The 21,054-nt window shown below is 72.5% G+C and carries 19 protein-coding genes and 1 tRNA gene; 10 read left to right on the top strand and 10 right to left on the bottom strand.

What is annotated here, in order from left to right; translation table 11 throughout:
• Positions 1–127: 127 nt before the first annotated feature.
• The 5 genes from AB0H83_RS07400 to AB0H83_RS07420 form a co-directional block, all read right to left on the bottom strand.
• Positions 128–925: an ABC transporter ATP-binding protein gene (locus tag AB0H83_RS07400; RefSeq protein ID WP_360088354.1), complete on the bottom strand. Its 798-nt coding sequence runs from the start codon at positions 923–925 to the stop codon at positions 128–130.
• Complete coding sequence (locus AB0H83_RS07405) at positions 922–1,911, bottom strand: ABC transporter ATP-binding protein (RefSeq protein ID WP_360088357.1); 990 nt, start codon at positions 1,909–1,911, stop codon at positions 922–924. The genes AB0H83_RS07400 and AB0H83_RS07405 overlap by 4 nt, the downstream gene beginning before the upstream one ends.
• Positions 1,901–2,896: a branched-chain amino acid ABC transporter permease gene (locus AB0H83_RS07410; RefSeq protein ID WP_360088360.1), complete on the bottom strand. Its 996-nt coding sequence runs from the start codon at positions 2,894–2,896 to the stop codon at positions 1,901–1,903. Before AB0H83_RS07410 ends, AB0H83_RS07405 begins: the two co-directional genes overlap by 11 nt.
• 10 nt (positions 2,897–2,906) lie before the next feature.
• A complete protein-coding gene (locus AB0H83_RS07415; protein ID WP_360088363.1) occupies positions 2,907–4,202 on the bottom strand; it encodes a branched-chain amino acid ABC transporter permease in 1,296 nt (431 codons plus the stop codon).
• Positions 4,203–4,355: 153 nt separating this feature from the next.
• Positions 4,356–4,967: a response regulator gene (locus AB0H83_RS07420; RefSeq protein ID WP_033356760.1), complete on the bottom strand. Its 612-nt coding sequence runs from the start codon at positions 4,965–4,967 to the stop codon at positions 4,356–4,358.
• Positions 4,968–5,061: 94 nt separating this feature from the next.
• Between AB0H83_RS07420 and AB0H83_RS07425 the strand changes: the two genes are divergently transcribed.
• Positions 5,062–5,135, top strand: a tRNA-Leu gene (locus AB0H83_RS07425).
• Positions 5,136–5,150: 15 nt separating this feature from the next.
• Here AB0H83_RS07425 and AB0H83_RS07430 read toward each other — a convergent pair.
• Together AB0H83_RS07430 and AB0H83_RS07435 are read right to left on the bottom strand one after the other, a co-directional pair.
• Entirely contained in the window at positions 5,151–5,966 is an 816-nt protein-coding gene (locus AB0H83_RS07430) for a fused MFS/spermidine synthase (RefSeq protein ID WP_360088368.1), read from the bottom strand.
• A gap of 17 nt (positions 5,967–5,983) precedes the next feature.
• Complete coding sequence (locus tag AB0H83_RS07435) at positions 5,984–6,523, bottom strand: hypothetical protein (RefSeq protein WP_360088371.1); 540 nt, start codon at positions 6,521–6,523, stop codon at positions 5,984–5,986.
• Between the two features lie 87 nt (positions 6,524–6,610).
• Here AB0H83_RS07435 and AB0H83_RS07440 point away from each other — a divergent pair, with 87 nt between their 5' ends.
• From AB0H83_RS07440 to AB0H83_RS07480, 9 genes are all read left to right on the top strand, one after another.
• Positions 6,611–7,879 (top strand): EAL domain-containing protein, encoded by a 1,269-nt coding sequence (locus tag AB0H83_RS07440; protein WP_360088374.1) that lies wholly within the window; start codon positions 6,611–6,613, stop codon positions 7,877–7,879.
• A gap of 6 nt (positions 7,880–7,885) precedes the next feature.
• A complete protein-coding gene (locus tag AB0H83_RS07445) occupies positions 7,886–8,755 on the top strand; it encodes a hypothetical protein (protein WP_360088377.1) in 870 nt (289 codons plus the stop codon).
• 68 nt (positions 8,756–8,823) lie between these two features.
• Positions 8,824–10,923, top strand: a complete 2,100-nt coding sequence (locus tag AB0H83_RS07450; RefSeq protein WP_360088380.1) for a hypothetical protein — start codon at positions 8,824–8,826, stop codon at positions 10,921–10,923.
• Positions 10,924–10,993: 70 nt separating this feature from the next.
• A complete protein-coding gene (locus tag AB0H83_RS07455) occupies positions 10,994–11,614 on the top strand; it encodes a TetR/AcrR family transcriptional regulator (protein WP_360088383.1) in 621 nt (206 codons plus the stop codon).
• 65 nt (positions 11,615–11,679) lie between these two features.
• Positions 11,680–13,470 carry a 5'-nucleotidase C-terminal domain-containing protein gene (locus tag AB0H83_RS07460; protein WP_360088386.1) on the top strand — a complete coding sequence of 597 codons (1,791 nt, stop codon included), beginning with the start codon at positions 11,680–11,682 and terminating at the stop codon, positions 13,468–13,470.
• A gap of 17 nt (positions 13,471–13,487) precedes the next feature.
• Positions 13,488–14,474, top strand: coding sequence for an aldo/keto reductase (locus tag AB0H83_RS07465; protein WP_360088389.1), 987 nt, complete (start codon positions 13,488–13,490; stop codon positions 14,472–14,474).
• Positions 14,468–15,553: a glutamate--cysteine ligase gene (locus AB0H83_RS07470; protein WP_360088392.1), complete on the top strand. Its 1,086-nt coding sequence runs from the start codon at positions 14,468–14,470 to the stop codon at positions 15,551–15,553. Before AB0H83_RS07465 ends, AB0H83_RS07470 begins: the two co-directional genes overlap by 7 nt.
• A complete protein-coding gene (locus tag AB0H83_RS07475) occupies positions 15,550–16,158 on the top strand; it encodes an HAD family phosphatase (protein ID WP_360088395.1) in 609 nt (202 codons plus the stop codon). The genes AB0H83_RS07470 and AB0H83_RS07475 overlap by 4 nt, the downstream gene beginning before the upstream one ends.
• 355 nt (positions 16,159–16,513) lie before the next feature.
• Positions 16,514–17,443, top strand: coding sequence for a TAXI family TRAP transporter solute-binding subunit (locus AB0H83_RS07480; protein ID WP_360088398.1), 930 nt, complete (start codon positions 16,514–16,516; stop codon positions 17,441–17,443).
• A gap of 27 nt (positions 17,444–17,470) precedes the next feature.
• Here the strand turns inward: AB0H83_RS07480 and AB0H83_RS07485 are convergent, their stop codons facing one another.
• Genes AB0H83_RS07485 through AB0H83_RS07495 form a run of 3 tightly spaced genes read right to left on the bottom strand, consistent with a single transcriptional unit; the run spans position 17,471 to position 20,993 of the window.
• Positions 17,471–18,850 (bottom strand): HAMP domain-containing sensor histidine kinase, encoded by a 1,380-nt coding sequence (locus AB0H83_RS07485; protein WP_360088401.1) that lies wholly within the window; start codon positions 18,848–18,850, stop codon positions 17,471–17,473.
• Positions 18,851–18,853: 3 nt separating this feature from the next.
• Positions 18,854–19,525, bottom strand: a complete 672-nt coding sequence (locus AB0H83_RS07490; RefSeq protein WP_360088404.1) for a response regulator transcription factor — start codon at positions 19,523–19,525, stop codon at positions 18,854–18,856.
• 28 nt (positions 19,526–19,553) lie between these two features.
• Complete coding sequence (locus tag AB0H83_RS07495) at positions 19,554–20,993, bottom strand: AMP-binding protein (RefSeq protein WP_360088407.1); 1,440 nt, start codon at positions 20,991–20,993, stop codon at positions 19,554–19,556.
• Positions 20,994–21,054: the final 61 nt, after the last annotated feature.

Consider the following 21,054-nt stretch of genomic DNA (forward strand, 5'->3'; position numbering starts at 1 on the left):
GGCGGTGGGGCCCTTTTCGTGACCGCGGCAAGCGGGAAAGGAGCAAATGCGCTTCCCGCATACAAAAAGAAATCCCCGCGCCCCCGGATGGGGGACGCGGGGATTTCCGATAAGCAATAACGATGGTTCAGGCGCGCGCGAGCGTGCCCAGATACAACTCGATCACCCGCGGGTCGTTGATGAGGTCCTGTCCCGATGCGGTGTAGGCGTTGCGCCCTTGGTCGAGCACGTAACCCCGGTCGCAGATCTGCAGGCACCGGCGGGCGTTCTGCTCGACCATCACGACCGTCACACCGGTCGAGTTGATCTGCTTGGTACGGAAGAACACCTCGTCCTGCAGCGCCGGCGAGAGACCCGCTGAGGGCTCGTCCAGCAGCAGCACGGTCGGCTCCATCATGAGCGCCCGGGCCATCGCGACCATCTGCCGCTCACCGCCGGACATGAGCCCGGCCCGCTGCTTGCGCCGCTCGGCCAGGGTCGGGAACAGCTGGGTCACGAAGTCGAAGCGCTCCTTGAAGCGCTTCGGCTTCAGGAACGTGCCCATCTGCAGGTTCTCTTCGATGGTCAGCGCCGCGAACACGTTGTTGGTCTGGGGCACGAAGCCGATGCCCCGCTCCACCAACGCGTGCGCCTTGAAGTTGGTGATGTGCTCCCCGCGCAGCGTGACCGCGCCGGAGCGGATGTTCACCAGGCCGAACATGGCCTTCAGGAGGGTCGACTTGCCGGCGCCGTTGGGGCCGATGATGCCCACGAGCTCGCCGTCGTGCACGTACAGGTCGGCGCCGTTGAGGATGTTGACGCCGGGCAGGTAGCCCGCGACGACGTCGTCGGCGCGCAGCACCGCCCCGTCGGCGTGCGCCAGGTGGTCGCCGCGGTCGACGACCTCGTTGCTGACCGCAACATCGTCCTCGATCGGATCGGTCATGCCGTCCCCCTCTTCGGGTCGTCCTCAGGACCAGCGGCGAGCTCGTCGACGGCCCCGATCAACGTCACCTCGCCGTTGGATTCGTCCAGCGCGGAGGCGTCGACCTCCTCGCCGCCGACGGTCTTGACCGCGCCGTCGTGGTGCGCGCCGAGGTAGGCGTCGATCACCCGCGGGTCGGCCATGACCTTGTCAGGGGTGCCCTCGGCGATGACGCCGCCCTGCCCCATGACGATGATCCAGTCGCTGATGTCGTGGACCATGTCCATGTCGTGCTCGACGAACAGCACGGTCATGCCGTCCTCGCGCAGCTGCTTGACGTGGCCGAGCAGCGACTGCGTCAGCGCCGGGTTGACCCCGGCCATCGGCTCGTCGAGCATGACCATCTCCGGCTGCACCATGAGGGCGCGGGCCATCTCCAGAAGCTTGCGCTGGCCGCCGGAGAGGCTGCCGGCGAAGTCGTCCTTCTTGGCGATGAGCTTGAACCGGGTCAGCAGGTCCTCGGCGCGCGCCGTGATCTCGGCCTCCTGCTGCTTCCAGGTGCCGGGCAGCAGCGCGCGCCAGAAGGTCTCGCCGCGCTGCCCGGTGGCGCCGAGCCGCATGTTGTCGATGACCTTGAGCTTGGACAGCGCCTTGGTGAGCTGGAAGGTGCGGACCATGCCGGCCCGCGCGACCTTGTGCGCCGCCACCCCGGACAGCGACTTGCCGTTGAACGTCCAGCTGCCCTCGTCGGGCGCGTCGAAGCCGGTGAGCAGGTTGAAGAAGGTCGTCTTGCCGGCACCGTTGGGACCGATCAGCGCCGTGATCGAGCCGCGCTGGATCTCCACGTGCTTGACGTCGACCGCGGTGAGGCCGCCGAAGCGGCGGACCACGTTGTCGGCGACGAGGATCGGGTCCGGCTTCGGTACGCCCGGCTCGCACGGCAGGCCCGCGAGGGCCTGCACGGCGCGCGCCCGCGCGGCCCGGTCGGGCTTCTTCTCAACGTCCATCGAGCATGACCTCCCTCTTGTCGCCGAAGATGCCCTGCGGCCGGTAGATCAGCAGCAGGATGAGGCCGAGCCCGACCAGGATGTACCGGACGGAGCCGGCCTGCGAGGTGGTCATGAACCACTCGGGGAAGACCTTGTTGTTGGAGGCCTCGCTCAGCGCCGAGTCGACGAATACCAGCAGAACCCAGAAGATCATGGAGCCGACGACCGGGCCGAAGACCCGGGCCGCGCCACCGAGGATCACGATGGTGTACGCGAAGAAGGTGAACTCCGTGCCGTAGGTGTCCGGCTGGACGGCCGCCCGGTCGAGGGCGAACACGAAACCGCCGAGGGCACCGATGACGCCGCCGAGGACCAGCGACTGCATCTTGTACGAGAAGACGTTCTTGCCGAGGCTGCGCACGGCGTCCTCGTCCTCCCGGATGGCCTTCAGCACGCGGCCCCACGGGCTGCTCATGAGCAGCCAGACCACGAGGCAGCTGAGCAGCACCAGCGTCCAGCCGACGACCAGGATCCACAGCTCACGGTCGGTGAACGTGAGCAGTCCGAGGTCGATACCCTTGCTGCCGGCGAACGGGTTGAGCGCGTAGAAGTCCTGCGAGAAGCTCTGCAGGCCGTCGGAGGCGCCCGTCCACTTGCGCAGGTCGGTGGCGCGGTAGAAGAGCCGGATGATCTCGGCCGCGGCGATGGTGACGATCGCCAGGTAGTCGGCGCGCAGGCGCAGCGTCGGGATACCGAGCAGCAGCGCGAGGATGACCGCGGCCAGCAGGCCGATACCGACGCCGAGCCACAGCGGCAGCCCGAAGGTGGCCACCGTGATCGCGATGCCGTAGGCGCCGACGCCGAGGAAGGCGGACTGGCCGAAGTTGAGCAGGCCAGTGTAGCCGAAGTGGACGTTGAGACCGATGGCCGCGAGGGCGTACGCAATAGCGGTGGAACCGATGATCGCTTCCAACGACACGCTGAAGATGCTTTCCCAGTTCATGATCGTCCCCTCAGCCGATCCGGGCCCGGCGGCCGAGGATGCCCTGCGGCCGGAAGAGCAGGATCACGATCAGCACCGCGAGGGCGCCCACGGATTTCAACTCGGTCGGGATCCACAGCGTGGAGATCTGGATGAACAGCCCGATGACGAGGCTGCCGAGCAGCGCGCCCCACGCCGTGCCGAAGCCGCCGAGGGTCACCGCGGCGAAGATGAGCAGCAGGATCTGGAAGCCCATCTGGAACCCGACGCCCTGGAAGGCACCGAGGATCACGCCGCTGAGCGCGGCCAGGCCGCCACCGATCGTCCACACCAGCCGGATGATGCGGTCGACGTTGATGCCGGACGCGGCGGCCAGGGCCGGGTTGTCGGCGACCGCGCGGGTGGCCTTGCCCAGCCGGGTGCCGACCAGCGCGAAGGACACCGCCGCGAGCACGACGAGGGCGACGGCGTCGGCGATCAGGTTCTTCGGCGCGATCAGGAACGGTCCGTACTGCACGCCCGCCTGGGCGTTGTAGTCGGCGAAGTTGCGCGACTCACCGCCGAAGAAGTACAGGAAGACGTAGCGGATCAGCAGCGACAGACCGATCGAGATGATCATCATGGTCACCAGGTTGGTGCGGCGCTTGCGCAGCCAGCCCCAGAACGCGCGGTCCTGGAAGTAGCCCATGGCGGCGCCGATGGCCACCGAGATGATGCCGGCCAGCACCAGCGGCATCCCGATCGTCACGTTGAACAGGAAGGTGATGAGCCCGCCGAAGGTGACCATCTCGCCGTGGGCGAAGTTGGTCAGGCCGGTCGTGCCGAAAATGAGCGAGATGCCGAGCGCCGCGAGCGCGATGATCAGCGAGAAGTGCAGACCGGAGTACAGCAGGTCCGCGAAGCGGTCGAACGACGAGGGACCGGAGTCGTTCGAGCCCGGCTGGTTGCCGCCGATCGTCGTGCCGGCCGGACCCAGCGGGAACAGCACGTTACGCGCCTGCCCGTCGGCCACGGTCGGGGTCAGGCTGGGCCGGTTGTTGGTGAGACCGACCCCCGAGGGCAACGATGTCAGATCGAGGTCCACCCGGTAGGTGCCCGGACCGGTCACCGGAATACTCCACTTGCCCTGCTCGTCGGAAGTGTCCTCACCGGCGGGCGCGCCGTCCTGGGTGAACGCTTTGATCTTGACACCGGCGACCGGAGCGCCGTTGTTCGTCAACGTCCCCTGCAGTGCTTCCCCTTCGGCCCATGCGCTCGTGGCGCCGAGACCGAAGGAGAGCATCACGCAGGCCAGGAAGGCCGTGAGCATGATCACGGCTCTACGCAATGGTGCTCCTCGAATAACTGATGGCGACTATCCGTCCCGACCCTCGGGACTGGCGGATCATAGCCCGCGCCACAAGCCGATTGAGCACCGTTACCAAGCCGTTATTCGACCCTGGGCGCCACGTGCCCAGACGTGCCGTGGTCAGGTAAAAGGTCAGGACTCAGGGGTTACGGTGCTGTTACCGCCGGCCGTTTCCGCGATGATCCGATCGGCCACTTCCCGCATGGTCATTCGGTGGTCCATCGCGGTGCGCTGAATCCATTTGAACGCCTGCGGCTCGTTCATCGCGTAGGTCGCCATCAGCTGCCCCTTGGCCCGCTCGACGACCTTGCGGGTCTCGAGCCGGTCGGTCAGCGTGGCGACCTCCTCCTCGAGCACCGCCAGCTCCGCGAACCGTGACACGGCGATCTCCACTGCCGGCACCAGGTCGCTCTTCTGGAAGGGCTTCACCAGATACGCCATGGCGCCCGCGGCGCGGGCCCGCTCGACCAGGTCACGCTGGCTGAACGCGGTCAGGATGACGACCGGCGCGAGGCGGGCACCGGCGATCTTCTCCGCGGCGGCCAGCCCGTCCATGATCGGCATCTTGATGTCCATGATGACCAGGTCGGGCTTGAGCTCCTCAGCGAGACGGACGGCGGTCTCGCCGTCGCCGGCCTCGCCGACCACGTCGTAGCCCTCCTCGACGAGCATCTCCCGCAGGTCGAGGCGGATGAGCGCCTCGTCTTCCGCGATGAGCACCCGACGGCTCTGTGCCTCGGCCACGCCAACTCCCGATCCGACTCAACAAACCTGACTGACATACTGACGGCGGTTACCGCCGCGATCAGACTAGTGGGTACCCTGGTGCGGCGTACCCGTCCCGGTATCCCAATCGGCAGAGGAACGGAGCTCAAACCTCCGACAGTGTGGGTTCGAATCCCACCCGGGGCACGCACGGTCCGCCCGTCAGGGCAGCACCACGGGGTCCGTCCCGGCGGTCAGCAGGTCCAGTCCGGCGCCGCTGACGACCTGCGCCGGCTGCCGGTCCCGGCCGAGGATCGAGGCCAGCCGGGCGACAGGCAGCCGGTCCGGGGTCTTGGCCGCCGCAAAAACCACGTTGCCGAAGCGCCGCCCCCGCAGGAGTTCCGGGCGCACCAGCAGGCATACGTCCTCGAAGGCGGTGCGCAGGGTGGCCGCCTGCCCCCGGGAGAAGGCCAGGGGTGCGACATCGGCGACGTTGACCGCGTAGACCCCGTCCGGGCGCAGGACCCGGGCCACCTCCGCGGCGAACGTGACGTCCGACACGCTCTGCGGCATCTGCGCGGCGTCGTACACGTCGCCGATGGCCAGATCGTAGGAGGAAGCCGGAATGTCGGACACGACCTCCCGCGCGTCACCGAACTCGAAGGTGACGCCGCTGTCGTCGGGCAGCGGCAGCACCCGCCGCACGAAGTCGGCCAGCCGCCGGTCCCGCTCGACGACCACCTGGGTCGAGCCGGGCCGGGTCGCGGCCACGTAGCGGGGCATCGTGAAGGCGCCGCCGCCGAGGTGCAGCACCCGCAGGGGCGCCCCGGTGCGCGCCATGGTGTCCACGACGGCGCCGATGCGGCGGGTGTACTCGAAGCTCAGGTGCGTCGGGTCCGTGACGTCGACGTAGGACTGCTGGACCTCCTCGAACAGCAGCGTCCAGCCGCCCTTACGGCGGGGGTCGCGCACCAGCCGGGCGTTGCCGAACTCGGTGCGCTCGCCGATCCCGTCGACGATCTCCCGCCACGAGCCCATTCAGGCCACCGCCGGCATCAGGCGGGCGCCTCGTCCACCAGCTCCACCGGCGGCCCGTCGGCGTAGCGGGCGGCGAACAGCGGCCTGGCCTTGTCGACCTCCTGGGTGCCGACGACCACGACGCCGCGCACGAAGTCCGAGGACACGCTGTTGACGTGCACGCCCTGCTCGCTCCAGTACACGTTGTCGTCGTTGACCTGCTGGTAGCGCTTCGCCAGCTCGGCGGCGGAGAACCGCGCGTCGCGCACGAGCACGCACGTCGTGGCGAACGTCGTGGTGATCCACGCGTCGAGCTCGGCGGAGGGCTTGCGGTACACCTCGACGCCCTCCTCGCCGACGCGGGCACCGGCGAACGAGGCGGCGAAGTCGGCCTCACCCCGGGACCCGATCTGCGCGGCCACGTCCACGGGGTCGCCGGACGGCGACGCGCCGCAGCCCGCCGTGCGCACGGCGACGCCGGAGCCGCCCGAGGCGCCCGGCGAGGCGGAGGACGACGGACCGGCCTCGGAGCAGGCCGTCAGCGCGAGCAGCAGCGTCACCATCAGTACACGTCGCATCGCCGCCCAAGGTACCGGAGTGACCCCACCCGCCGCCAAACCGGCGATTACCCTCAGTTCCCGGACGTCCGGGTCGAAACAATGGACATGGACGGCACCACCATCATCCGCAGCGTCGGCGACGTCATCGATGCCAGGGCCGTCACCACCGTGTTCCAGCCGATCGTGCGCCTGGACTCCTGGCACCGGCACCGCCCCGAGGTCGTCGGTTACGAGGCGCTGACCCGCGGCCCGGCCGGCACCCCGTGGGAGGCGCCGCTGGAGCTGTTCGAGGCCGCCGCCGGCGCCGGGCGCCTCGCCGAGCTGGACTGGGTGTGCCGCGCCGCCGCGTACCGCGCCGCGATCGACGCCGGGCTGCCGCTGGGCCTGACCTTGTTCGTGAACGCCGAGCCCGCGGCGCTCGGCGTGCCGTGCCCGCCGGACCTCGCCCCGACGATCCTCGACGCGCAGCTGCGGCTGCGGGTCGTGGTCGAGATGACCGAGCGGGCCATCGCCGGCGACCCGGCGGCCCTGATCAGCGCCGCCGAGGCGTGCCGCGGCTCCGGCTGGGGCGTCGCGCTCGACGACGTCGGTGCCGAGCCGGCGTCGCTGTCGGTCATGCCGTTCGTGCACCCCGACGTGGTCAAGGTCGACCGGCACCTGACGCAGCAGCCCGACGGCGCGTACGCCGCCCGGGTCGTCAACGCGATCGTCGCCTACGCCGAGCGCAGCGGCGCCGCCGTGCTCGCCGAGGGGATCGAGACCCGCGAGCACGTCGCCGCCGCCCTCGGCATGGGCGCGACACTCGGCCAGGGCTGGCTGTTCGGGCGGCCGGGGCCGCTGCCGCCGGACGTCGCCGGGCGCAGCGCCACCCTGCCGGTGCCGTTCGTCGCCCCGCCCGCCGGCACCGGCACGCGCACGCCGTACGAGATCGTCGCCGCCCGCCGCCCGACGGCCGAGGCGACCAAACGCATGCTCATGCCGCTGAGCCGGTACCTGGAGGAGAAGGCCCTCGACCCGGGCGAGCCGCCGATCCTGCTCGGCTGCTTCCAGGAGGCGCGGTTCCTGACCCCGGCGACCGCCCGCCGGTTCGCGACCGCCGCGCAGACCGCGGCCCTGGTCGCCGCGCTCGGCACGCAGATCCCGAGCGCGCCGGTGCCGGGCGTCAGGGGCGCCGCGATCGCCGGCGACGACCCGCTGCGCGGCGAGTGGAACGTGGTGGTGGTCGGCCCGCACTTCGCCGGCGCCCTCGTCGCGCGCGACCTCGCCGACGGCGGCCCCGACGCCGACCGGCGCTTCACCTACGCCCTCACCTACGACCGCGACCTCGTCCTGGAGGCGGCACGTGCGCTGCTGCACTGGATCGTGCCAACATAGGCAGCTATGAAGCGGTTGGCGCTCGTCGCGGTGCTCGCCCTGCTCACCGGCTGCTCCGGCGGCGCCGGTGACGACACCAAGCAGGCCCAGCCGGTCAAGCTGCGGGTCGAGCTGACCCAGGGCCGGGTCGACGAGGTCCGGCACACGGTGCAGATCTCCATGCACAACGACGGGCCCACGAAGGTCACCGTCGAGCGGGTCGAGCTGCAGGCGCCGTCGTTCAAGGGCGTCGGGCCGGTCACCGTGGACGCCCCGCTGCCCGTCGGCGGCCTGCGGGTCGACGTGCCGGTCTCCTACGGCACCGGCATCTGCCCCGGCGACGAGCTCAAGCCGCGCAGCGCCGCCTCGCACGTCGCGTTCGGCGTGCGGACCGAGGACGGCAAGCTGCACGACGTGCGGCTGCCGCTGCCCGACCCCGACCCGATGCTCGACAAGCTGCTGGCCATCGACTGCCAGCAGGCATACCTGGACCGGCAGGTGACGCTCACCTTCGGCCCGTGGACGCGCCTGCCCAGCGGCTGGCTCAACGGCACCGTGATCCTCAAGCGGGTCGGCTGGCCGGGCACGGTCACGCTGCAGGAGTTCGTCGGCAGCATCCTGCTCGAAGTGCTGCCGCTACCGGCCCGGGAGCAGACGCCGAAGCCCTACGCCGTGCTCCAGCCGGGGCAGCAGGAGGTCAGTGTCCCGGTCGTGGTCGACGGGGAGCGCTGCACCCCGCACGCGCTCGCCGAGATCAAGAAACCGTACGTGTTCCCCGCCTGGCTCAGCCTCGACGGCGGCCCGCCGCTGTACACGGAGCTGAAGATCACCGATGCGGAGCGTGACGCGTTCAAGCCGGTCATCGACGCCTGCGCGGCCGGCTACACGCAGATGTGACGGGCCGAGTTTTAAGCCAGACTTAGGCCAGTTGCGATGGGGTACCGCGGGTGCCATGCTCCAGAGCCATGTCCGAGGTCGGTGAGCGCGCCCGCGCCGCATTACCCGCGGTCGCGCTGCTGACCCTCGCCACCGCGGCCGTCCTCGGCCTGGCCACCCTCACCGGGATCGCGCCCGCCCCGCCGGTGTGGCAGATCGCGCTGACCCTCGTGGCCGGGCTGCTGCTCGGCGTCGCCGCCACCGACCAGGTCCGCGCCGCGCTCACCGACTGGCAGGGCGCGGCCGCCGCCGAGGCCGGCTCGCACCGCCGCACCCGCCGCGCCGCCGCACAGCCCGGCGCCGGGGCGGCCGACCTGCCGGGCACCGGGACGGCGGCCGCGGTGGCCGTGCTGGACGAGCCGCCGCTGGAGAAGCCCCGCCCGCCGCGGCCGGAGCGCCCCTCGTGGTCCCGGATCGGGATCATCGCGCTGGTCGTCGCCGCGCTCGTCGCCCTGCTGTGGGTGCCGCAGGTGCCGGTCCACGGCGTCGCGGCCGCGGTGTTCACGTTCGTGTTCGGCTACGCCGCCTATGTCCTGCCCGTGCTGCCCCTGCTGCTGCTCTGGCCGCTGCCGCGGCTGCCGCGCGCCACCTGGCCGTGGCAGCTGCCCCTGGTGCCGTTCGTGGACCGGCGGCTGTGGACCGGCGCCGAGCTGCGCGACCTGGCCGTCGCCACGCTGCAGTACCTGCGCGAGCGGGTGCTGACCCGCACCACCGGCATCGCCCTGGCCACGCTCGGGCTGCTGCACCTGGTGCGCGGCAACCCGAGCCTGTTCGACGGCGGCACGTCGCGGGCCGGCGGGCTGGTCGGCTGGCTGCTCGCCGAGCCGCTGCGGCTGCTGCTGGCCACCGGCGGAGCGATCGGGCTCCTCGGCGGGATCCTCGTCGGCGCCGGCGCCGTCATCGCCGCGTCGGTCGGCCGGGCCTGGGGCACCGTCGCCGGCTACGCCGTGCTCGCCGTCGCGGTCGCCGTGCCGCTGCTCGGCACCGGTGCCGGGCACTGGCTGGGCTTCGAGTACTACCTGCGCACCGAGCAGGGCCGGGTCGTGGTCGTGGCGGGGCTGTCCCCGTCGCACCGGCAGGCGGTGCACGACACCGCCGTCGCCGCCGACGGGCTGTCGCCGTCGCTGCTCGCGCTGCTGGACAAGGGGTTGCAGGTCACCGGCAACGACGACGGCGACCGGATCGCACGGGCCCTCGCCGACCCGTCGAAGGCGGCCGCCGACATCTACGTCGGCGACCAGTTCGAGCTCAAGGCCGGCGAGTGCTTCGACTGGATCGGCGGGTCGTCGCAGCTGCGGTACGTCACGCCGTGCAACGCCGCGCACATCGGCGAGGTCACCTACGTGGGGCACCTGCCGTTCCTCGAGGACCCGGGGCGCGACGCCGTTGACGCGGCCGCGAAGGCGGTCTGCGAGCAGTCCTACGGCGCGTACCTCGGCGTGCCGTACGGCCAGTCGTTCCTGCCCCTGGACAAGCCGATGCTGCCGCCGGGCTGGACGCCGCGGCCGATCATCGCGTGCTCGGTCGGCTCGGTCGGCCCGTGGACGCTCAAGGGCAGCCGGACGGTCGCCGCGCTGCAGCAGAAGGTGCCGTGGGGCGCCGCGGGCGGCTGCAAGGTCGAGGTGCCCGACGCGCTGCGGGTCACCGCGGAGCAGCCCAACACCCGCTGCGTCGCGCCCGGCCCGGAGCAGCGCCTCACGGTGCCGGGCGGCGGCTTCGCCATGGACCTGGAGTTCGCCGCGATCGGCAAGGCCGCCGGCGGCGCCAAGATCGGCGCGGCCTGCCTCGACGGGGCGGACCTCGGCAACGGCTACACGTTCGAGGTCGGCGCCGACGGCGTCATCGAGATCTTCAAGCTGGTCGGCGGGCAGCCGGCGAAGCTCGGCGCGTCGGCGAAGCCGAAGAACGCCGGCCCGCCGACGACCGCGTCGACCCCGCTGCAGGTGACCTGCAAGCCGACCGCCGACGGCGGGATCGAGCTGACCGCCTTCTCCACCGGCAACCGCAAGGCCACCGCGGTCGACAGGACCAACCCGGTGACCCGGCTGTCGCCCCGGCTCATGCTGGCCAACGCGGCCACCGGCGGCGTCGTCATGACCGCCATGATCTTCAACGCGACCCGCGTCTGACCCCGCAGCGCCCGCCCCGCGCAGTCGCGGGCCGGCTTTGGAAAGCGAGCATTCGCTTTACAATGAGGGAGTGCCCCGTGTCTCCGAAGCCCACCTCGCCGCCCGCCGGGAGCAGATCATCGAGGCGGCCACCCGCTGCTTCCTGCGCAACGGCTTCCACCAGACCTCCATGCAGGATGTCATCAAGGAGGCCGGGCTGTCGGTCGGTGCGTTCTACCGCTACTTCGACAGCAAGGCCGCCCTGATCACCGCGATCGCCAGCGAGAAGATCAGCGTGGTGCGCGAGACGGCGGACAGCCTGCTGCGCCGGGAGCCGGCGCCGCCGCTGCTCACGGTGCTCGACGACCTGCTGCGTCAGATCGACGTCAACCTGACCGACGAGGGCACGATCCGCATCGCCGTGCAGGTCTGGGGCGAGGCGGTGCACGACCCGGAGCTGGCCGCGTTCGTGTCCGACGTCTACGCGCGCATCCGGCTCAGCGCCACCGACCTCGCCCGCCGCGCCCAGGAGACGGGCGAGCTGCCGGCCGGCGTGGACACCAGCGCGATCGGCGCGGCGATCTTCGGGCTCATCCAGGGGTACATCCTGCAGCGGGTCCTCGTCGGCCGGGTCGACCGCGAGATGTACCTGACCGGCGTCGGCGCGCTGCTGGGCGCCGGCGCCCCGGCGGGCGGGACCAGGACCGGCTGATCCGCACGCCCCCGGGACCGGCTGGCGGGTGGACCGGGCGGGCCGGCTTCCATAGGGTGCCGGGAATGAACAACCCTTCAGGCACCTCCCGGCGGGCCGTCCTGGCCGCCGCGGCGGCCGCGGCGGCGGCACCCTTCGTCGCCGGCGGCGAGGCCGGTGCGGCACCCGAGCACCGTCCCGGCTCCCCCAAGACCTGGGACCTCACGCTGCTGGGCACGTCCGACACCCACGGCAACGTCTACAACTGGGACTACTACAAGGACGCCGAGTACGACGACAGCGCCCACAACGACGTCGGCCTGGCCAAGGTCGCCACGCTGGTCAACCGGATCCGGGCCGAGCGGCGCGGCAAGGCGACCCTCGTGCTCGACGCCGGCGACACCATCCAGGGCACGCCGCTGGCCACGTACTACGCCAAGCAGGAGCCGATCACCAGCACCGGCGAGCGGCACCCGATGGCGCGGGCCATGAACGTCATCGACTACGACGCCGTCACCCTCGGCAACCACGAGTTCAACTACGGCCTGCCGCTGCTCGACCTGTGGATCCGGCAGCTGGGCTTCCCGGCGCTGGCCGCCAACGCGGTCAACGTCAAGACCGGCCGGCCGGCGTTCGTGCCGTACGTCATCAAGAAGGTCGACCTGGGCCACGGCGCGCCGAACCTGCGCGTCGGCATCCTCGGCCTCACCAACCCCGGCGTCGCCATCTGGGACCGCGCCAACGTCGAGGGCAGGCTGCGCTTCGAGGACCTGGTCGCCACGGCCGCGAAGTACGTGCCGGAGATGCGCCGCCGCGGCGCCGACATCGTGCTGATCTCCGCGCACGGCGGCGACAGCGGCACGTCCAGCTACGGCCCGGAGCTGCCGAACGAGAACCCGTCGGCGCTCATCGCCGAGCAGGTCCCCGGCATCGACGCGATCCTCTTCGGCCACGCGCACAACGACGTCCCGCAGCGGTTCGTCACCAACGCCGCCACCGGCGCGCAGGTGCTGCTGTCGGAGCCGTCGAAGTGGGGCCAGCGGCTGACCCGCATGGACTTCCAGCTCAGCCGCGAGCGCAACCGCTGGACGATCACCTCGAAGGCGGCCACGACGCTGAACACCAACACGGTCGAGGCCGACCCGAAGGTCCTCGCCGCGGTGCGCGCCCAGCACGCCAAGACCGTCGCCTACGTCAACCAGGTCGTCGCGACGTCCACGCAGACGCTGTCGGCGGCGGAGTCGCGGTACCGGGACACGCCGATCCTGGACTACATCAACAAGGTGCAGACCGACACGGTCGCCGCCGCCCTCGGCACGGCCCGGCCGATCCTGTCGATCGCCGCGCCGTTCTCGCGCACCGCCGTGTTCCCGGCCGGCCAGGTCAAGATCAAGGACGTCGCCGGGCTGTACATCTACGACAACACCCTCGAGGCCGTCGTGCTCACCGGCGCCGAGGTCCGCGCCTACCTGGAGTACTCGGCCAAGTACTTCGTGACCCTCCCGGTGGGCGCGACCGCCGACCCGGCGACGATCAGCGACCCGGCCGTGCCGGACTACAACTACGACACGATCTCCGGCGTCGAGTACGACATCGACATCAGCAGGCCCGTCGGGCAGCGCATCACCCGGCTGGTGCACCCCGGCACCACGACGCCCGTCGGCGACACCGAGGAGTTCGTGGTCGCGGTGAACAACTACCGGCGCTCCGGCGGCGGCAACTTCCCCGGCATCGTGAAGCCGCAGGTGTACAACGCGCAGCAGGAGATCCGGCAGCTGCTCATCGACTGGGCCCAGGCGAAGGGCGTCATCGACCCGGCCGACTTCTTCACGCCGAACTGGCGTCTCGTGCGGCAGGACGTGCCGGTCTTCCCGTGACGCCATAGGCTTGGCGGATGCAGGAACGGATCTTAGGACGGACCGGTGCCCCGGTCGGCGTGGTAGGGCTCGGCGCATGGCAGCTCGGCGCCGACTGGGGCGAGGTCGACGAGGAGCAGGCCCTCGCCACCCTCACCGCCGCGCACGAGGCAGGCGTGACGTTCATCGACACGGCCGACGTGTACGGCGACGGCCGCAGCGAACGCCTCGTCGGGCAGTTCCTGCGCGGCCTGCCGGCCGGGCACGGCGTTACCGTCGCCACGAAGATGGGCCGGCGGGTGCCGCAGGAGGCGAGCCGGTACAACCTCGACAACTTCCGCGCGTGGAACGACCGGTCCCGGGAGAACCTCGGCGTCGACACCCTCGACCTGGTGCAGCTGCACTGCCCGCCGTCGGAGGTGTACTCCACCGACGAGGTGTTCGACGCGCTGGACCTGATGGTCGCCGAGGGCCGGATGAAGGCGTACGGCGTCAGCGTGGAGACGACCGCGGAGGCGCTGACCGCGATCGCCCGGCCCGGCGTCGCGACCGTGCAGATCATCTTCAACATGCTGCGGCTCAAGCCCCTCGACGACGTGCTGCCGGCGGCGGAGAAGATGGGCGTCGGGATCATCGCGCGGGTGCCGCTGGCCAGTGGCCTGCTGTCCGGCCGCTACGACGAGCACACCACGTTCGGCGCCGACGACCACCGCACGTACAACCGGCACGGCGAGGCGTTCGACCAGGGCGAGACGTTCTCCGGCGTCGACTACGGCACCGGCCTGGCCGCGGTGCGCCGGCTCGCGCCGCTCAAGCCCGAGCACCTGACGATGACCCAGTTCGCGCTGCGCTGGATCATCGACCACCCGGCCGTGTCGGTGGTCATCCCCGGTGCCCGCAATGCCGGGCAGGCCCGCGCCAACGCCGCCGCCGGGGCCGCCGAGCCACTGCCCGCCGCCATCCACGACGCGGTCCGCGCGGTGTACGACGAGCTGGTCCGCGCGTCGGTGCACAGCCGATGGTAGGCACCGGCGACACGATCGGCGTGGAGGAGGAGTTCCACGTCGTCAACGCCGACACCGGCGAGCTCGAGCCGGCCGCGCGGCGGGTCCTGCGCGGCGCCGACGCCGAGCCGGAGCTGCACCGCTCGATGGTCGAGACGGCCACCGGTGTGCACACCGACCTCACCGCGCTGCGCGCCGACCTGATCGAGAAGCGCCGGTCCCTGGTGGAGGTCGCCGGGCGGCTCGGCCTGGCGATCGTCGCGGCCGGCACGGTCCCCGGCTCCGGCAGCGGCCCCAGCCGGGTCTACCCGGACAAGCGGTACGAGCGCATGGCCCAGGAGTACCGGCAACTCGTCGACGAGCAGCAGGTCGCCGCCTGCCAGGTGCAGGTCGGGGTGCCGGACAAGGACCTGGCGGTACGCATCACCCGGCGGATCCGCGAGTGGCTGCCGGCGCTGCTCGCGCTCAGCGTCAGCTCGCCGTACTTCGCCGGGCACGACACCGGGTACGCCTCCTACCGCACCGTGGTCACGTCCCGCTGGCCGACCGTCGGCCCGCCGCCGGACCTCGGCTCGGCCGCGGAGTACCAGCGGGTCGTCGACACGCTCGTGGACAGCGGCGTGATCAGCGACGCCGGGATGATCTACTTCGACGCCCGGCCGTCGGCGCGGTACCCGACCGTCGAGGTGCGGGTCGCCGACTCCTGCCCGCGGGTCGACGACGCGGTGCTGCTCGCCGCGCTGGCCCGGGGCCTGGTCACCGTCGCCGCCGAGGAGGACGCCGCCGGGCGGCCGCTGCCGGAGGCGCCGCAGGTGCTGCTGCGCGCCGCCACCTGGCGGGCCGCCAGGTCCGGTCTCAGCGGGCACCTCGTCGACCCGTCGACCCGCTCCGCGCTGCCCGCCGGGGCCCGCGTTGACGCGCTGATGGCGCACGTCCGCCCGGCCCTGGAGGCCCGCGGCGAATGGGAGGTCGCCGTCGACCTGCTCGAGGACCTGCGGGCCCGGGGCACGTCGGCGACCCGGCAGCGGGCGGCCGGGCAGGCGCGGGAGGTCGTACAGTCACTGGCGAAGGAGACGGCTGAGGGGATGGGGATCTCGTGACGCTGCGCGGGCTGCTGGTCGACTACGGCGGGGTCCTGACCACCGACGTGTTCGCCTCGTTCGACGCGTTCTGCGCACGCGAGGGGCTGCCGGCGGGCACGGTCCGGGACCTGTTCCGCAGCGACCCGCAGGCCCGCGCGCTGCTCGGCGGGCTGGAGGACGGCACGCTGCCCGACGCCGAGTTCGAGGCCGGGTTCGCGGCGCTGCTCGGGGTCGCGCCGGAGGGACTGATCGAGCGCCTGCTCGGCGCCACCACCGCCGACGTCGCGATGCTCGACTTCGTGCGGGCCGCCCGCGGGCGCGGCATCCGCACCGGGCTGATCTCCAATTCGTGGGGTTCGCAGCGGTACGACCGGATCCTGCTCGACGAGCTGTTCGACGGGATCGTGATCTCCGGTGACGTCGGGGTCCGCAAGCCGGACCCGGCGATCTACATGCTGGGTGCCGCCGCGATCGGCCTGCCGCCGCAGGAGTGCGTCTACGTCGACGACCTGCCCGGCAACCTGAAGCCGGCGCGCGAGCTCGGGATGACCACGGTGCGGCACCGCACCCCGGACGAGACGCTGCAGATCCTCGAGGCGTGCCTGGACGGCGCCGCCGCATGAGCGGCCCGGAGCGTAGCGGAGGGCTGCGAATCATGGGCGCAGGGTGGAGCTCAGGCCGGCGCCGCAGCGCAGCGGAGGTGACGGCATGAGCAGGCCGCAGCGCAGCGGAGGGCTGCGAATCATGGGCTCAGGGTGGAGCTCAGGCCGGCGCCGCAGCGCAGCGGAGGTGACGGCATGAGCAGGCCGCAGCGCAGCGGAGGGCTGCGAATCATTGGCTCAGGGTGGAGCTCAGGCCGGCGCCGCAGCGCAGCGGAGGTGACGGCATGAGCCGCCCTCACGCGCGGCGGCGGCCGGCTCCGCCCACGGCGGCGACCGTGCGGCGGCGACGTGAGGCTGCGACCGCGCGGCGGCGGGTGTGAGGCGGCGGGCGCTGCTGGCGGGCGGGGCCGGGCTGGCGCTGCTCGCCGCGTGCGACGGCGACGGGGGCGAGGCCAGCGGCATGCTGCGGATCGCGACCGGCAGCAAGGCCGCGGTCTACTACGCGTACGGTTCGGCGATCTCCCGGCTCGCCGGGCAGTACCTGCCGGGCGTGCAGGCCAGCGTCCTGGAGACCGCCGCCTCCGACGACAACGTGCACCGGGTCCTGGTCGGCACCGCGGAGCTCGCGTTCACGCAGGCCGACATCACCGGCTCCGCCGCCACGACCTCGCCCAACCAGCTCGCCGCCCTGGCCCGCATCTACGACGACTACGTACACCTGGTGGTGCGCCGGGGCGGGCCGATCGCGTCGGTCGCCGACCTGCAGGGCCGGCGGGTGTCGGTCGGCGCGCAGGGCTCCGGCACCGGCATCACCGCCAACCGCATCCTCGACACCCTCGGCGCCGGCTTCAAGGCCCGCGTCGACCGGCGCGAGCTCAACGTGGAGGACTCGGCGGCGGCCCTGGAGCGCGGCCAGGTCGACGGGTTCTTCTTCTCCGGCGGCCTGCCGGTCGGCGCGATCAAGCAGCTCGCCGAGCGGTTCCCGATCGCGCTGGTCGCCCTCGACGGGCACATCCCGCAGCTGCGGGTGCACGGCGACTACTACGCGGAGCGGGTGGTGCCGGCCTCCACGTACCGGGGCATCAGCCCGACCGTCACCATCGGCATCGCCAACTACCTGGTGGTGCGGGTGTCGATGCCGGAGCCGCTCGCGCACGACGTGACCCGGCTGCTGTTCGAGCGCCGCGACGAGCTGGCGAAGGCGCACCAGGCCGCGGGCCGGCTCAACATCCGCTCCGCGATCAGCACCCCGCCGCTGCCCCTGCACCGCGGCGCCGCCCGCTACTACCGCTCGCAGAAAGCCTGACCGCCAGCGGATCCCGCGGTGGGGCCGTCAGGGGCTCGGCAGCCACACCTTGGCGTGCAGGCCGGTCGGCTCGTTGGGCAGCAGGTCCAGGCGGCCGGCGGACGCCTCGACGAGGACGGCGACGATGGGCAGGCCGAGGCCGCTGCCGTCGACGTTCTGCGCGTCGGGGGCCCGCCAGAACCGCTCGGTGGCCAGCTCCCGCTGCTGCGCGGTGAGGCCGGGGCCGGTGTCCAGCACGTGCACGGCCACCCCGCCGGCGTCGGCGGCGGGCCGGACCGTCACGGTGCCGCCGGCGCCGGAGAACTTCACCGCGTTGTCGATGAGGGCGTCCAGGGCCTGGTCGAGCGCGGTGGTGACGGCCCGGACTCGCAGCGGGTGGGGCGGGCGCACGTAGCGCAGGGTGATGTCCCGCTTCGCCGCGACCGGCTGCCACGCCACGACCCGCGCCCAGGCGACCTCCCCGGCGTCGACGTCGGCGAGGTCGTAGCTGCCGCGCTCGGCGCGGGCCAGGGTCAGCAGGCTGTCCAGGACGTCGCCGAGGCGCTCGGCCTCCTCCAGCGCGAGGCGGTGCCCCTCGACGGCCTGCGGCTCGGTGAGGTCGACGCCGAGGTCCTCGACCCGCAGCCGCAGCGCGGTCAGCGGGTTGCGCAGCTGGTGGCTGGCGTGGGACACGAACGCGCGCTGCCGCTCCAGGGAGTCCGCGACGGTGGCCGCCATGTCGTTGAACGCGGAGCCGAGGCGGCGCAGCTCCGGCGGGCCGTCGGCGGCGGGGACCCGGGCCGCGTAGTCGCCGGCGCCGAGCTCGTGGGCGGCCGCGTCGAGCTCGGCGACCGGGCGCAGCGTCCAGCGGGCCAGGGACCAGGCCGCGACGATGCCGGCGAAGAGCACGACCAGCCCGCCGCCGGCCAGGACGCTCCACGCCGTGCGGACGCTGGCGACGCGCCGGCCGATCGGTGAGATGGTGACGACGGCGCCGATGACCTCGCCGCCGCGGCCGACGGGGACGGCGACGACGAACGGGTCGAGCCGCCACGGCCAGATGGTGCCGTCGTCGCTGGCCTCGCCGCCCTCCAGGGCGCGCAGCACCTGGCGCCGCACGGCACTGTCGGCGGACCCGACGGTGAGCCCGTCGCGGGAGCTGACCATCGGGTTGGCGTCCTGGTCCACGACGAACGCGGCGATGCCGTACACCTCGTCGTAGCGTTGCAGCTCGGCCTGCAGCGGACCGGTCTCGCCGGCCCGCAGCGCCGGCTCGGCGAGCGTCGCGAAGCGGGTCACGTCGGCGAGTCGGTCCGCGACGAGCCGCTGGGTGTCGCGCCCGGCGATGCTCAGCGCGAGCGGCACCTCCAGCGCGGCCAGCACCAGCAACAGCAGCAGCAGGTAGGTGGTGACGAGGCGGACCCGCACGGCTCAGAGCCCCGGCGCGAGGCGGTATCCGACGCCGCGGACGGTCTGTACGAGCCCGGGCACGTCGAGCTTCGCCCGCAGCGAGCCGACGTGCACGTCGAGGGTGTGCCGGCCGACGAAGCTGGTCTGCCACACCGCGAGGATCAGCCGGTCGTAGGAGACGACGACCCCGGGCGTGCGCACGAGCACGGTGAGGATCTCGAATTCCTTGCGGGTGAGCGCGACGTCCCGGCCGGCGACGGCGACCTGCCGGGCGGCGACGTCGACGCGGACCGGGCCGGCGGCGAGCACCTCGACGGCGCTCTGCGGGGCCCGCGACGCGCGGCGCAGGACCGCCTCGATGCGGGCGTTGAGCTCGGCCATCGAGTAGGGCTTCACGACGTAGTCGTCGGCGCCGGTCTGCAGGCCGATGACCCGGTCGCGCTCCTCGCCGCGGGCGGTGACGGCGATGATCGCGACCGACTCGTCCTTGCGGCGCAGGGTGCGGCACACCTCGATGCCGTCGCCGTCGGGCAGGTTGAGGTCGAGCAGGACCAGGTCGAACGGCTCACCGGCGAAGGTGTCGAGGGCGGTCTGCGCGGTCGGGCAGTGCGCGACGTCGTGCCCGCGCCGACGGAGGGCGGTGGCCAGTGCGGCCGCCACCCGTGCGTCGTCTTCGACCAGCATCACTCGCATCGTGCGCCCATGGTAGAGGAGCGCGTGCTCAGATGAGGGCTCGCAGCGCCTTGCGGTTGAGCTTGCCGACGGACGTCAGCGGGATCTGCTCGAGCACCCGGATCTCCCGGGGCCGTTTCGTCGGGGCGAGGTGCTCGCGGGCGTAGGCGTCGAGCTCCTCGGCGGTGGCCGGCGCCGTGAGCGAGACGAACGCGACCACCTCCTCGCCGAGGCGCTCGTCGGGCCGCCCAACCACGGCCGCCATGGCGACCGCCGGGTGGGCGGCGAGCACGTCCTCGACGTCGCGCGGGTACACGTTGAACCCGCCCCGGATGATGAGGTCCTTCTTGCGGTCGACGATGCTGAGGTACCCGTCGGCGTCCAGCGTGCCGATGTCGCCGGTGGCGAACCAGCCGTCGGCGAGCCCCGCGCCGCGTTCGGCGCCCCAGTAGCCGCGCATGACGTTCGGGCCGCGCACGAGGATCTCGCCGTCGTCGGCGAGGCGGACCTCGACGCCCTCGACGGGCCGGCCGACGGTGCCGCGCCGGGGCGCCCCGGGCGGGCTGGCGCTGACGATGCCGCCGGTCTCGGTGCAGCCGTACCCCTCCAGGACCCGCGCGGACGGCACGAGCCGCTCGAACGCCTCGGCCGCTGCGGGCGGCAGCGGCGCGGCGCCGGAGTGCACGAACCGCAGCGCGCTGAGGTCGTGCCCGGCGAGCGGCTGGGCGAGCAGCATGACCAGCATCGACGGGACCACGGCGGCGGTCTGCGCCCGCTCCCGCTCGGCCAGGCGCAGCCAGCCGGCCGGCTCGAACCAGCGCTGCAGCACCGCGACCGGTGGCTCGGTGGCCTGCATCGCGCCGACGGTGACGAGCAGGCCGTAGGAGTGCGACAGGGGCAGGGCGGTGATGCCGACGGTCAGCCCCGGCACGTGCGCCGCCTCGCGGGAGGCCCGCCCGGCGTGGGCGAGGTTGGCGTGGGTCAGCGCGACGCCCTTGCTGCGTCCGGTGGTGCCGCCGGTGTACAGCAGGGCTGCCAGCTCCCCGGCGCCGCGGTCGGCGATCGGCAGCGGGCCGGCGTCCAGCAGCGCGTCGAACGACGGGGTGCCCACGACGGCCGCCGGCACGCCGAGCTCGCCGAGCAGGGCGCCGAATTTCGGCAGCAGCTCGGCGGAGGTGACCACGGCGACGGCGCCGGAGTCGCGCAGGACGTGGCGCAGCTCGTCGGCGGTGACCAGGAAGACGACCGGGGTGACGACCGCGCCGGCCCGCCACACCGCCTGGTACACCTGCGTGACCTCCGGGCAGTTGGCCATGACGACGGCGACCCGGTCGCCGGGGCGCACCCCGAGCCCGCGCAGCCCGCCGGCGATGCGGGTGGCGCGGTCGTGCGCCTCGCCGGAGGTGTGCCAGGTGCCTTCGAAGCAGAGCGAGGGGTAGTCGCCGTGGCGGTCGAGCGACGCCTCCGCGAGCCGGGCGAGATTGGACATCGACGTCCTCCTGTCCCAGAGTTTCTACACTGACTATGCCGATAGTCCGGGAGTGTCAACC

This window comes from Dactylosporangium sp. NPDC050688 (assembly GCF_040654515.1).
In the GTDB taxonomy this organism is placed as follows: Bacteria; Actinomycetota; Actinomycetes; order Mycobacteriales; family Micromonosporaceae; genus Dactylosporangium.

Bases quoted from the DNA above. Each gene is read 5' to 3' on its own strand.
- AB0H83_RS07400 (WP_360088354.1), bottom strand. From the start codon at position 925: ATGACCGATCCGATCGAGGACGATGTTGCGGTCAGCAACGAGGTCGTC.
- AB0H83_RS07405 (WP_360088357.1), bottom strand. From the start codon at position 1,911: ATGGACGTTGAGAAGAAGCCCGACCGGGCCGCGCGGGCGCGCGCCGTG.
- AB0H83_RS07410 (WP_360088360.1), bottom strand. From the start codon at position 2,896: ATGAACTGGGAAAGCATCTTCAGCGTGTCGTTGGAAGCGATCATCGGT.
- AB0H83_RS07430 (WP_360088368.1), bottom strand. From the start codon at position 5,966: ATGGGCTCGTGGCGGGAGATCGTCGACGGGATCGGCGAGCGCACCGAG.
- AB0H83_RS07435 (WP_360088371.1), bottom strand. From the start codon at position 6,523: ATGCGACGTGTACTGATGGTGACGCTGCTGCTCGCGCTGACGGCCTGC.
- AB0H83_RS07440 (WP_360088374.1), top strand. From the start codon at position 6,611: ATGGACGGCACCACCATCATCCGCAGCGTCGGCGACGTCATCGATGCC.
- AB0H83_RS07445 (WP_360088377.1), top strand. From the start codon at position 7,886: ATGAAGCGGTTGGCGCTCGTCGCGGTGCTCGCCCTGCTCACCGGCTGC.
- AB0H83_RS07450 (WP_360088380.1), top strand. From the start codon at position 8,824: ATGTCCGAGGTCGGTGAGCGCGCCCGCGCCGCATTACCCGCGGTCGCG.
- AB0H83_RS07460 (WP_360088386.1), top strand. From the start codon at position 11,680: ATGAACAACCCTTCAGGCACCTCCCGGCGGGCCGTCCTGGCCGCCGCG.
- AB0H83_RS07465 (WP_360088389.1), top strand. From the start codon at position 13,488: ATGCAGGAACGGATCTTAGGACGGACCGGTGCCCCGGTCGGCGTGGTA.
- AB0H83_RS07470 (WP_360088392.1), top strand. From the start codon at position 14,468: ATGGTAGGCACCGGCGACACGATCGGCGTGGAGGAGGAGTTCCACGTC.
- AB0H83_RS07490 (WP_360088404.1), bottom strand. From the start codon at position 19,525: ATGCGAGTGATGCTGGTCGAAGACGACGCACGGGTGGCGGCCGCACTG.
- AB0H83_RS07495 (WP_360088407.1), bottom strand. From the start codon at position 20,993: ATGTCCAATCTCGCCCGGCTCGCGGAGGCGTCGCTCGACCGCCACGGC.